The 11,966-nt window shown below is 34.6% G+C and carries 16 protein-coding genes; 4 read left to right on the top strand and 12 right to left on the bottom strand.

Annotation, left to right across the window (positions count from 1 at the left end):
- The first annotated feature begins 10 nt into the window (after positions 1-10).
- Positions 11-760 (top strand): cobalt ECF transporter T component CbiQ, encoded by a 750-nt coding sequence (gene cbiQ / locus F1847_RS04865; RefSeq protein WP_150071967.1) that lies wholly within the window; start codon positions 11-13, stop codon positions 758-760.
- Between the two features lie 10 nt (positions 761-770).
- The gene (locus tag F1847_RS04870; protein WP_150071968.1) at positions 771-1,421 is read left to right on the top strand and encodes an energy-coupling factor ABC transporter ATP-binding protein; all 651 of its coding nucleotides are present in this window, start codon (positions 771-773) and stop codon (positions 1,419-1,421) included.
- Here the strand turns inward: F1847_RS04870 and F1847_RS04875 are convergent.
- From F1847_RS04875 to F1847_RS04895, 5 genes are all read right to left on the bottom strand, one after another.
- On the bottom strand, positions 1,413-1,652 hold the full coding sequence (locus F1847_RS04875) for a thioredoxin family protein (protein WP_150071969.1): 240 nt from the start codon (positions 1,650-1,652) through the stop codon (positions 1,413-1,415). The genes F1847_RS04870 and F1847_RS04875 overlap by 9 nt on opposite strands.
- 34 nt (positions 1,653-1,686) lie before the next feature.
- A complete protein-coding gene (locus F1847_RS04880) occupies positions 1,687-2,967 on the bottom strand; it encodes a permease (protein WP_150071970.1) in 1,281 nt (426 codons plus the stop codon).
- Positions 2,968-2,985: 18 nt separating this feature from the next.
- Positions 2,986-3,327 (bottom strand): helix-turn-helix transcriptional regulator, encoded by a 342-nt coding sequence (locus F1847_RS04885; RefSeq protein WP_150071971.1) that lies wholly within the window; start codon positions 3,325-3,327, stop codon positions 2,986-2,988.
- A gap of 261 nt (positions 3,328-3,588) precedes the next feature.
- Complete coding sequence (locus F1847_RS04890) at positions 3,589-4,524, bottom strand: ketopantoate reductase family protein (protein WP_150071972.1); 936 nt, start codon at positions 4,522-4,524, stop codon at positions 3,589-3,591.
- 2 nt (positions 4,525-4,526) lie between these two features.
- On the bottom strand, positions 4,527-4,907 hold the full coding sequence (locus tag F1847_RS04895; RefSeq protein WP_150071973.1) for a hypothetical protein: 381 nt from the start codon (positions 4,905-4,907) through the stop codon (positions 4,527-4,529).
- A 264-nt stretch (positions 4,908-5,171) separates the two neighbouring features.
- On the opposite strand from F1847_RS04895, the gene F1847_RS04900 reads away from it, so the two are divergent.
- Both F1847_RS04900 and F1847_RS04905 read left to right on the top strand, forming a co-directional pair.
- The gene (locus tag F1847_RS04900) at positions 5,172-6,221 is read left to right on the top strand and encodes a hypothetical protein (RefSeq protein ID WP_150071974.1); all 1,050 of its coding nucleotides are present in this window, start codon (positions 5,172-5,174) and stop codon (positions 6,219-6,221) included.
- Between the two features lie 2 nt (positions 6,222-6,223).
- The gene (locus tag F1847_RS04905) at positions 6,224-6,820 is read left to right on the top strand and encodes an HNH endonuclease (RefSeq protein WP_150071975.1); all 597 of its coding nucleotides are present in this window, start codon (positions 6,224-6,226) and stop codon (positions 6,818-6,820) included.
- Between the two features lie 28 nt (positions 6,821-6,848).
- On the opposite strand, the gene F1847_RS04910 is transcribed toward F1847_RS04905, so the two are convergent.
- From F1847_RS04910 to F1847_RS04940, 7 genes are read right to left on the bottom strand one after another with little or no spacing between them, the layout of a single operon-like run.
- Positions 6,849-7,742: a DnaJ C-terminal domain-containing protein gene (locus F1847_RS04910; protein ID WP_150071976.1), complete on the bottom strand. Its 894-nt coding sequence runs from the start codon at positions 7,740-7,742 to the stop codon at positions 6,849-6,851.
- 17 nt (positions 7,743-7,759) lie between these two features.
- Entirely contained in the window at positions 7,760-8,581 is an 822-nt protein-coding gene (locus tag F1847_RS04915) for a protein-glutamate O-methyltransferase CheR (protein WP_150071977.1), read from the bottom strand.
- A gap of 4 nt (positions 8,582-8,585) precedes the next feature.
- Positions 8,586-9,614: a chemotaxis response regulator protein-glutamate methylesterase gene (locus tag F1847_RS04920; RefSeq protein ID WP_150071978.1), complete on the bottom strand. Its 1,029-nt coding sequence runs from the start codon at positions 9,612-9,614 to the stop codon at positions 8,586-8,588.
- Between the two features lie 3 nt (positions 9,615-9,617).
- Positions 9,618-9,989 (bottom strand): PleD family two-component system response regulator, encoded by a 372-nt coding sequence (locus F1847_RS04925; protein WP_150071979.1) that lies wholly within the window; start codon positions 9,987-9,989, stop codon positions 9,618-9,620.
- Positions 9,990-10,013: 24 nt separating this feature from the next.
- Complete coding sequence (locus tag F1847_RS04930; protein ID WP_150071980.1) at positions 10,014-10,814, bottom strand: hypothetical protein; 801 nt, start codon at positions 10,812-10,814, stop codon at positions 10,014-10,016.
- Between the two features lie 4 nt (positions 10,815-10,818).
- Positions 10,819-11,160: a hypothetical protein gene (locus F1847_RS04935; RefSeq protein ID WP_150071981.1), complete on the bottom strand. Its 342-nt coding sequence runs from the start codon at positions 11,158-11,160 to the stop codon at positions 10,819-10,821.
- A gap of 2 nt (positions 11,161-11,162) precedes the next feature.
- Positions 11,163-11,966 carry a hypothetical protein gene (locus tag F1847_RS04940; RefSeq protein ID WP_150071982.1) on the bottom strand — a complete coding sequence of 268 codons (804 nt, stop codon included), beginning with the start codon at positions 11,964-11,966 and terminating at the stop codon, positions 11,163-11,165.

Genomic DNA, 11,966 nt, shown 5'->3' on the forward strand with positions numbered 1-11,966 from the left:
TTATAGAAAGATGCATTTAGAGGTTTTTGCTGAGGGAAGGTCTATTTTTCATTCTTTTGACCCTCGGGTTAAGATTATAGTTTTTCTGTTTTTTGTGAGTTTATGTATCGCTGCCAAGGGGTTGTTGGTTCCTTTTCTTTATTTAATTACCGGTATAGTTTTTCTTATCTTAGCGAAACTTGAGTTTAAAAAAGTCTTAAACCGACTTATTCCGGCTAATGGTTTTTTGTTATTTTTCTGGGTTTTTGTCCCCTTTATGTATAAATCAAATCCTTATATAATAGAGACTGCTTATTTTAAGGTTAGTTTAGAAGGTGTACACCAAGCCCTTATTATTACTTTAAAATGTAATGCCATTTTAATGGCTACGATTGCATTACTTGGCACTTCTAATGTTTTTGCTTTAGCTCACGCTATGCTTCATTTTAAGGTTCCGGCAAAATTGGTAACCGTGTTTTTTGTCTTTTATAGGTATATAACCGTTTTACATGAAGAATATCTTAAAATAAAAAGAGCAGCCTTGGCAAGAGGTTTTGTTCCTAAAAACGACCTTAAAACCTACAAAACCTATGGTTATTTAGTAGCCTCTCTTCTGGTTAAAAGTTTTGAGAGGTCAGAAGAGGTTTACCGAGCCATGTTAGCTCGAGGTTTCAAAGGTTTTTTCCCGGTTTTAAACCACTTTTTCTTAAAAACTTCAGACTTGGTTTTCGCTTTTTTCTCCATAGCGGTTATCTTTTTAATTTACTTTTTTAATTTATAATATCTTTTCTATGGAAAAACTGATAGAACTCAAAGGCTTAATTTTTAAGTATAACGACCGTGTGGTGCTTGATGGTTTAGACTTAGAGGTTAGGGTAGGGGACCGAATAGGGCTTATCGGTCATAATGGAGCAGGGAAAACCACCCTTCTTTACCTTATTATGGGTTTTCTTAAACCCTTAAAAGGAAGGATAGTTATTTTAGAAAAAGAAAGGAAAGAAGAAAAAGACTTTATAGAAATAAGACAAAAGATAGGCCTTTTGTTTCAGGATTCAGACTCTCAACTTTTTTGCCCCACGGTAAAAGAAGACATAGCTTTTGGCCCTCTTAATATGGGAAAAACTTCAGAAGAGGTTAAAGAAATAATAAAAAAGGTAGCCCAATTTTTTGGTATATCCCATCTTTTAGAACGTCCTGTTTATAAGCTTTCAGGAGGAGAAAAAAAGCTGGTTGCTTTAGCCGGAATCTTTGCCATGGACCCTCTCTGCTATCTATTAGATGAACCTTCTTCAGGCCTTGATGACCAAAGCAAAACCAAACTGATAGAATTTTTAAAGACGCAATCTACCTATCTCATAGTTTCTCATGAAATAGAATTTCTCAAAGAGGTTACCAATAAAATTTATAAATTGGAAAAAGGTAAACTTTTTCAACTATTTTGATAGCAGCTTTTTAATCTCTTCCACAGATAAAACTTCTCCTTGAGAAACTACTTGTCCATCTATCCATAATCCTGGGGTCTTAAAAACTCCAAAAAGAGCCATCTGTTTAATGTCTTGAACTTTCTCTATGAAAGTCTCTATTCCTAATTCTTCTGCGGCTTTTTTGACGTTTTCATAAAGAGTTTCACATTTTAAACACCCTGGACCAAAAACCTTTACAAATTTCGTCATGTTTTAACCTCCTCCTGAAATTTTTAGTAAATTTTTATCGTGTTATAAATCCAAAAATATATCCTAAAATAGTAGATAAAACAATTACTAAGCCTCCATAAACTAAGGTTTTTTTAACCCTCCAAATACTTTTCAACACCAAAAGGCTGGGTAAACTTACGCTTGGTCCAGCAAGCAAAAGTGCCAAAGCAGGACCATATCCCATACCAGACCCTAAAAGCCCTTGCACAATAGGCACTTCGGTCAAAGTGGCAAAATACATCAAAACCCCTACAAGGCTGGCAAAAAAGTTAGCCCAAAGGGAATTACCACCCACTAAAGAGGCTATATAAGAGGAAGGAAGAAAGGCTTCATGTCCAGGCCTTCCTAAGAAAAAACCTGCTACAAAAACTCCGGCTAAAAGTAGCGGTAAAATTTGTTTTCCCAAAAGATAGGTGTTCTGAAACCATTTTTCCATCTCACCTTTGGTTTTATAAAGGGCATAACTAAATCCTATCAAACCCACGAGAAAAGTGATTTCTTTTTCGTGAAAAACAACTTGGGTTAACCCTACCAGTAAGGCTGTAATCAATAACATCGTAGCAGAAACTCCAAACCAAAAAACCACTTCAACACCAAGTAATAAAACTAAAAAAGAAACGAGATACCACTTTAACGAAAAAATAATCCCAGCTATACCTGTTTTACCTCCCCAGGTAGCTAAAATCAGAATACCTACTAAAGTAGCAAGTAAGGTAACCCTTTGATAAAAAGGGATGGTTTCAGGTTCTTCGGTTAATTCCATCTCACCTAACCTTATTTTTTCTTCTTTTCTAAAAAGGTAAGCCATTAAAAGTCCTATTAAAATGCTTCCTAATATTGCTCCTATAGCCCTTGCAATACCTATGTTCAAACCTAAAATTTTAGCGGTAAGCACTATGGCTAAAATGTTTATAGCCGGTCCGGAGTAAAGAAAGGTGGTAGCAGGACCTATACCTGCACCTCTAAAATAAATTCCTGCAAAAATAGGAAGGACCGTGCAAGAACAGACAGCGAGAATAGCCCCTGAGACGCTGGCTACACTGTAAGAAACATGTTTAGGGGCCTGCGCACCTAAATATTTCATCACCGAAGCCTCAGACAAAAACGTGGAAATAGCTCCGGCGATAAAAAGAGCAGGTAATAAACAAAAAATGACATGTTCTCTTGCGTATTCATGCGTTAAATAAACAGCTTCTTTTAAACCTACTATAACCCTTTGATCAAAAGGCAAAAAATAAAAAAATAAAAAAATAAACCCAGCAGCTAATAAAAATCTAAGTTCTTTTTTCCACATCTAATCCTCCTATAACCTCTATGGATTTAAAAATTCAGAAACCATGGTGGTTTTAGCGGCTATATGTTGGTATAAAGATTGTTTTTTTATTTCCTCAAGGAAAACCTCTATGACTTTGGCTATAAACTCATCTTGAGGGGAAAGCTTATATATGATAAAAGATTTATTTTTTTTATAAACAGTTATCCCTGCCTCGGTTAATACCTGAAGGTGTCTTGAAATGGTAGGCTGTGAAGAACCTATAATGTTTACCAATTCACAAACACAATGAGGTCTTATGGATAATAAGACTAAAATTTCAAGTCTGGTAGGGTCAGAAAGGGCTTTGAAAAGTTTAGAAAACCTATATTTTAGGTTCATCTAACCGAACCCCCTTTAGTTATTTTTAAAAATTATTATATAGCTAAATAACAATATGTCAAGGGTAATTTTTAATACTTTAAAAAAACTTTTAAACACACCGGTATTTCCATTTTAAAATTAAATTTTGCTTATAAGCCAAACAAAAAACACTTTAGAAGAGGTTAGAAAACAATTCCTTGATTTTGGATGATTTGGGAACGAACAGACGGTAAACAATGCCGATTAAAAATTAAAAATCTTTGAAGAAGTAAGAGAGGATTAAAAGTTTGTTTCTATTTGTTTGACCATCAGAGTAATAAACTTATTAACAGGAGTTTTTAGTCCCTTTTGCTCGGCAAGGTTTACGATGGCTCCGTTTAGAGCGTCTATCTCTGTTTTTTTTCTGTTTTTGAGGTCATAATACATAGAAGGATAATGGGCTGCTGTGGGAGGGATAAGTTTTTGATAGAAATGTTTTTTATAATCTTCTGGGTTATCCCATCTGATTTTAATATTATAGGCCTTTAAGACTTCAAAAATTTCTTCTATAACTTTATCCATAAGAAATCGAGTTTCATAGTTTTCGGCAAGTTCTCCGTAGGTCCTTTCTAAAAGGGCTCCTAAGGGGTTTAAGGCTGAGTTGTAGATGATTTTTTCCCAAAGGATGGAATAAACCTCTTCAGATACCCTGGTAGGAATTCCCGCTTGAGTAAAAACTTTAGCTAAGTTTTCTAACGTTTCTTTAGGGATGGTGTTTTCTGGTTGTCCTATAACTACGTCGTCCCCAAAAACAGTAACCTTAGCCACCCCAGGAGATATCAACTTAGCCCCAAAAATAATCCTTGAAAGAATTATCTGATTTTTAGGGATCAGTTGGGTAGCCTTTTCGTAGTTTCCATAACCGTTTTGTGCGATCAAAAGCAAAGTGTTTGGTTTTATAAATTCTTTTATCTGCAAAAGGGCTTTCTCGGTATCAAAAGCCTTGACCGTAAGGATTATTAAGTCAAGGTCTAAAGATTTTAGGTCGTTAGGTTGGGTAAAATATCCGTCTATGACAGCTTGTTTTTCTCCAAAAAGACCGGTAATTCGAAGGGGTTGTTTTAACTGGGAAAGGTGGTTTTCTTTAATAAAAGCATAGGTTTCATAACCTGCATTTTTTAAAGAAACTGCAAAAACCGTTCCTAAGGCACCTAACCCAAACGCTAACACTTTCATGGTTACACCTCTATGCCTCTTTTTCTTAACTCTTCAAGCTTACGTTCTCTGCAAGTAGAGCACCTAAATTCAGGTTCAGGGTCGTTTAGACGGTCATAATTTTTTGCCTTTACCACCCTGTATCCTTCTCCTATAACTCCGCAATCAGCACATTTTACGTTTTTTTCTATTTGCCAAAGGGTAATGTGAGGAATGCTAAAATAACCTCTAAAAATAGCTTTATCTATAAACCAAAAGACATTAGCCAAGATAAATTGATTAAGAAGAAAAGCCGGTATGGTGTGTATTTTTAGCATATCGCTTAAAAGATATTGCATCAATGCACCGGCTATACCAGAAAGCAAAATCCATCTCCCAAACACATAAATAAACCAAGATTTCACCTTAGAACCTCCTTTATCAAGGTTTCTGAAAGTTTAATTATAACATTTTTTATCAGATAAAGGTAGGTTGAACTTTTAAGTTTTTGTTTATTAACTTCCGATAATGTATATTATGTAAAATAAAGGTTTGATTTTTCTTTCATTTTTAAATTGCGTGGTTGATAAAAAAACAAGATATTTTCAACCTTTGTATTGCCTTTTTTAAAATTTTTAGTTAAAGTTATAAAAACTTTAGACTTTTAAACTGACAAGGAGGCACGATAGATGGGTATCCTTCCTGAAAACTTTAAAACCACCCACATAGGAAGCCTTCCTTTTTTTGAGGCTGAAAAAGCTGTAAAATTAGTGTTCGAATATTTAGACATCCCTGCCTGGCCTCAACTTTCTAAACGCAAAAATGAAGGAATGTTGGTTCAGTTTAACGAAGGTCTTCCTGGTTTTAACTGGGAAAAAGAATGTTTAGATACTTCTTCACCTGAGTTCGAAGAACAAATGTTAAACTTTTACGAGACCTACCTTAAAATCCTTGAAGAAAATCAATTAAATGAGTTAGCTAAGTTTGAGTTAACTGAGGCTACCTCCTTAGGTTTTAAGGTCTTTTTAGAAATAGCCTCTGAGGTAAATCCCCGGTTAGTAAAAGGTCAAATTACCGGACCGTTTACCTTAGCCTCTGGACTAAAACTTCATACTGGAGAAAGTCCTATTTTTAAAGATGAACTTAAAGACCTTATCGTTAAGTTTGTTTTTCTTAAAGCCTTAGCCCAAGGATTAAAACTTAAAAAGGTCGCACCGATAGTCATCATCTTTCTTGATGAACCAGGTCTTGCAGGTTTTGGTTCTTCTTCCTTTATTACCATTACCAAAGAAGAAGTCCTTAACATGTTAAACGAAATAGCCTTAGGTCTTAAAAATTTTAACCTTCTAACAGGTATTCATATCTGCGCCAATACCTCCTGGGACCTTCCCCTAAATTCTGAAATAGATATCTTAAGTTTTGATAGTTTTAATTTTTACGAAAAATTAAGTATTTATGCAGAAGATATTAAAAACTTTCTAAAGAAAGAAGATAAGTATTTAGCTTGGGGGGTTGTGCCTACAGACAGTGCCCAGTTAAAGGAGGTAAGTTTTGAGGAGATATTAAATCGGTTTAAGGTCCAATTGAAGGATCTGGCTAACAAAACCGGTTTTGCTGAACAAGAAATCTTAAAAAGAAGTCTTTTTACTCCGGCTTGTGGTTTAGGAAGCCTTCCTGAGGATTTAGCTTTAAAAGCCTTGGATTGGCTTAAACAGTTTAAAAAAGCTCTTAATTTATAAACATGGGAAAATCGCTCCTACATGAAAAAGTTTTAGTGTTAAACAAGTATTATCAAGCAGTCCAAATAACCACTGTTCAGAAGGCTATTTGCCATTTGGTAAAAGGTACAGCTAAGGTTATAACCCCAGATTGGACCACCCATACCTTTGACGATTGGATAAAGATAAGTATGTTTTATGAAAACGGAGCTAAGATAATAAAAAGTCCTTCTATCTCTATCCTTATACCTGAAGCCATTTACTTGCCTTTTTATGAAAGCCTTCCTAAAAACGAGGTTATTTTTTCAAGACAAAATTTGTTTTTAAGAGATAGGTTTACCTGTCAATACTGCGGAAAAATTTTAAAAAATCCCAAGGATAGGACCATAGACCATGTGATCCCTAAAAGCAGAGGTGGTAAAACCGTCTGGACTAACGTAGTCCTCTGTTGTAAAAAATGTAATTTAAAAAAAGGGAATCAAACCCCTGAAGAAGCAGGACTTAGGCTTTTAAAACCACCTAAGCCTCCCAAGTGGCAGGCCCTTATTTTAGAAGAGTTTCCTAAAAATAAAAAGGAAACTTGGAAAGTCTTCTTAGACTTTGCAGGAATAATCGATTAAAGAGTTTAAAAAATTTTTATAAAAAAGATTAATTTTTTTCTATTAAGTCCACTAATTTTTTCAATAACTCTTTAGCTTCTTGAGTAAGGTTTTGAGGTAAATAGATTTGATATTCCACGATTAAGTTTCCTCTCTTTCCGTCAGGCAAAAACGGACCTCTTCCTTTAAGGATCACCGGACGTCCTTCAGTAAAAAGTTTAGAAGGAACCCTTTCCTCCCCCTCTAAGGTCTTGATAGATATAAAATCTTCTATAAGGACTTCCCAGAAAGGAATTTGACAACGGTATATAAGATCTCCGTTTTGGAGAGAAAAATAAGGATGAGGTTTGATGATTACCTCTAAATAAAGGTCATAGTCAACCCCAAGTATTTCTTTTTCTACAAAAACATAATCTCCTTCCTTTAATCCTAAAGGAAGGTCCAGCCAAAACTCGTTGAGCACTTTAACATAACCTTTACCTTTACATTCATCGCATTTTTCAGTAAGGATTACCCCTTGACCTTTACAATAAGGACAGGTAAGGTAAGAAATGGTTTCTTTCCTTTGGTCAAACGTTTCAACAAAACCTACACCTTTACAAAAACCACATTTAGAAATAGGACCCTCTCTTTTTTTACCTAAGCCTTCACATTTTGGACATACCCTTTCTTCTCCAGGGATTTCAACCTTCTTTTTTCCACCAAGGGCAACCTCTTCTACGGTTAACTCAAGGACAGAGAAAAAATAATTTCCTTTTAAAATAGGTCTTTGTAAGACTTTGATTTTAGAAATCTTTTGATAAGATTGAAAAAACTCTTCATAGTTTTTTATAAGTTCTAAGAATTCCTCTTTATTTCCTCCTCTGTCAGGATGAAGTTTTTTAACCCTTTCTCTAAAAAATCTTTTTGCCTCTTCAAAGGAACTAAACTGTTTAAAATTCATACTTCAAAGGCCAAAGTTTAGTCTTTTTTATAATAGCAAACCGTCTTCCCTAAAACCTTTTTCTCCATGTCAGGGAAAGAAACCGGAGCTATTTCTGTTGCTCCTAAAATCAAATAACCACCAGGTTTTAACACATTCCAGAGGTCTTTAAAAACTTTTTGTTTAGTCTCAGCGGCAAAATAAATAAGCACATAACGACAAAAAATAATGTCAAATTTAGTTCTAACCTTTTGAGAGGTCTCAAGAAGGTTTAACAAGTCAAAACGAACCATGTTCTTTAGGTTATCGTTTATCTTCCAGTTGGCACCCTCTTGTTTAAAGTATTTAACTAAAAAGACTACAGGTAACCCTCTGTTAACCTCTATTTGGTTATAAACCCCTGTTTTCGCTTTTTCGATACTTTTTTTAGATATGTCTGTAGCGTAAATTTCTATCTGGTAAGTTTTGAGATAGGCTTGAAAGTATTCATGAAGAAGCAAAGCGATACTATAAGGCTCTTGTCCTGTAGAACAAGCGGCAGACCAAATAGAAATTTTCTTTTCTATTTCTCTTTTTTTAAACAACTCGGGTAAAATATTATTTTTAAGGGTATCAAAGGGATGCTGATCCCTAAAAAAGTAAGTTTCGTTAGTGGTAAGAGAATCTACAATCTCGTTTATCAGTTTATAATCTGCCTTACTCCTTATAACCCTATAAAGGTCCTCCAGGTTTTTATACCCTAAGGTTAAAGCAAGTTCATTTAAACGACTTTCTATTAGATACTCCTTACCTTCTTTATAAGAAATACCGCTTATTTTTTCAACTAAAGTGGTAAAAAATTCAAAAATTTCTCTTTGCATCTTTTTACACCTTAAAAATTTCTTTTAATCTCTGGGGTATTTGATCAAGGCTTAAAACCTCATCGGCTAAACCTGCTTCTATTACAGCTTTTGGCATTCCAAAAACAATAGAAGTTTCAGCATCCTGCGCTAAAACCACCCCACCCTGTTCTTTTATCTTTTTAGCCCCTTCTTTTCCATCGCTACCCATACCTGTAAGAATAAGCCCTACAGAAGCACCCTCATAAACCTCGGCTATTGATTCAAAAAGTTCATCTACTGCAGGACGACAAAAATTTCTAGGAGGGCCTTGATGAAGTCTAATTTTAGGTTCTGCATTATCTTTTTTCACCACCATATGAAAATCTCCAGGGGCTATATAAACCATACCGGACCGGACAGGTTCTCCTTGCTCACCTTCCTTTACTTTCAGCTCAGAAAGAGAGTCAAGACGCTCAGCAAGCTGTTTGGTAAAAACAGGAGGCATATGTTGGACGATAAGGATAGGTACAGGAAAACTTTTAGGAAGCTTAGGTATAATCTGCATTAAAGTTTGTGGTCCCCCGGTAGAAACCCCTATCCCTAAAACTTTTAAATCTTCTTTTTTAAAAACCTTTTTAACCTGAGAAGGTCGATAGATAGATTGTATCCTCTTTAAAGGAACAACACTTTTTATTTTAGGGATAAGCTGGTCTTTGATTTGTTTTACACTTTCTAAAAAAGATTTGGTAGAGGGTTTAGGGACAAAGTCATAAGCCCCTAACGCAAGAGCCTCTATGGTGGCTTTAGCCCCTTCCTGGGTTAAAGAAGAAAACATGATAACCTTAGTAGAAGGCACTTCTTTTCTCAAAAATTTAAGCGCCTCAATCCCATCCATTTCAGGCATTTCTATGTCTAAAGTAATAACATCTGGCTTTAAAGTCTTAGCTTTTTCTATAGCTTCTTTCCCGTTTTTGGCGGTATCAACTACTTCTATATCTTTTTCTTCTTTCAATATATCCACTATCAATTTTCTCATAATAGCGGAATCATCTACTACAAGGACACGAATCATCGATTAGAAACCCTCCAGAAGAAACCTAATTTTTGTTTCAAGCATTTCTTTATCAAAAGGCTTCATCAAATATTCGTTAGCCCCTGCCAAGATGGCATCGATTACACTTTTTTGTTGATTTTCTGTAGTAACCATCATAACTTTAATGTCAGACCATTTAGGATTTGACCGCAGTTTCACTAAAAATTCATAGCCGTTCATCACTGGCATATGCCAATCAAGCAAAATAAGCTGAATGTCGGGGTTTTCGTTAACAACCTTTAAGGCTTCTTCACCGTTTTCTGCCTCAAGAACTTCAAACCCCATTTCTTCTAAATATTTTCTTTCTATCTGCCTTATAGCATTTGAATCATCTACTACTAGTGCTTTCTTCATCTAACTTTACCTCTTTAAAACTTTTTAAACCTGTTTTTCTAAAATATAACCCGGTAAACTTTCCTCAAGATATAATTTAATTATAAACTGAATTTGGTTTAAAATAAAGAGGTCTTTTAAATTTTTATACTCTTTTTTTGCTAGTTCATAGGCCTCTTGGTTATAAAAATAAAGCTCTAAAAGGATTTCTCTTTCGTCATAGCTTATAAAACATTCAACCAATCCTAAATATTCTCCATAAAACTTAAGGTAAAAAAGTTTTACCTTACCTTTTCTTTCTTGAGGGGGCCCTAACTCTACATATCCCCAAGAACGTTCATCGTTAAACAGAAAAGGGATAAACAACTTATCTTCCTGATAAACAAGGGCTGAAGATTTAACCTTGTCTCCTAAAAGTTCTTTAATACCTTCTTCTAAGGATTTAGTCTTTTTGTCTTTTTTGACAAAAAGGTCTGTTAAGAGGGTAGAAAGAAGGTTTAACTCTTCTTTAACATGAAATTTTTGTTCCCCTTCCCTTTTTCCTACTTGAGAAATAAGATATAAAATTTTTAAGTCAGAACTGATTTTTTCTCCAGAAATAACCTGTAAGACTACAGGATTACCTGTTTGTAAAACCTTTACTTTTATGTTTTCTCCTACCTTAAAATCTTCTGGATTAATTGCCCCTGCTATTCTCGCCTGAAATTTTTCCCCTCCTAACTCAAGGTTTAAGGTTTTACCTTCTATCCCCAACACCTTAATGATAAGCTCCCTTCCCGGACGATTGAAAAGAAACCAAAGGTTTTCAGGAAGATAGAGTATTGGAGCAGGAGCGGTAATTTGCATAAGCTTACCTTAGTTTTTTAGAAGCTAAAATAACCTCTACTTCTGCCTCGCTTATTTTAAGACGTTTTGCTATTTCTTTAGGAGTTAGACCCTTTTCATAAAAATAAATCACCTGATCTTTAACTGACCTATTTTCTAAAAGACCCTCTCTTGAAGTTTTACTGGTCTTTTGTAATTCTTCTAACTTTTTAACCAAATCTTGAGCCCTGTCTATGCTTTCTTTAATTTCTTCCCAAGGAAGGTCAAAAACCCTCTTAAACTTTAAATAAAAAAACACAAAACCTGCTATCATCAAAAGGTCTACCACCACTAAGAGGACTAAAAAAGTAATGGTTAGACTACCCATTTTTAACCTCTAAACACCACCCCTTCTATTTCAATTTTTTGAGGGACAGGAAGTAATCCCTTTTTCTTCATCTCTTCTTTTAAACCCTCTTCAAGCTCCTTTTTTTTGTTAAGATCAAACCAAACAGATATAGGTACTTTTTGTAATCTTTCATAAATAAACTCCCGATAAGCGGTTTCTTGGTTTACTATTTCTTTCATCGTTGTGCTATTATCAAAATAAAACACTAAGTCTACGTTTAGGTAGTTTTTGTTTTCTACCGGAATTAAAAGTTCTTTTATTTCAAATTTATAAGGATAATAGTTTTCTTTTTGTTCTATTTTGGAAATTATGATCTTAGCTACCTTAGAAGTTTCGGTAGCATTAACAGGTGTTTCCTTAGAAAAGGAAGGTTCTGTCTTTTCTGAAGAAAGCTCTGTCTTAAGGGGTTCTTGAGGTTTCTGAAAAAAAAGAATTTTATAGATAAGGTAAACCCCTGCCAAAAGAAAAACTATAGAACCTAATATACCCCAAAACCATATATTTTTTAAAAGACTAAATTTTTTAGTTTTATCACTTTGTTCAACGGTTGTTTCTTGGGAGTAAGGTTCTTCAGGTTTTTCTACCAGTTCTTCTACTAAACCTGAAACTTTTTCAGGAGAAAGAAGATTTTCCTCTGGTTGTTTAACTGATTGTTCTTCAGGCTTTAATTCTTCAGAACCTACCTCTTTTTGGTCTTGAGATTCAACCCGTTTTTCCTCTTGAGAATACGGTTCTTCTACTTCTTTTTTAATTTCTTCTAAGTTTTTTTTTAGCTCTTCGTCCAA

The organism is Thermodesulfobacterium sp. TA1 (assembly GCF_008630935.1).
In the GTDB taxonomy this organism is placed as follows: Bacteria; Desulfobacterota; Thermodesulfobacteria; order Thermodesulfobacteriales; family Thermodesulfobacteriaceae; genus Thermodesulfobacterium.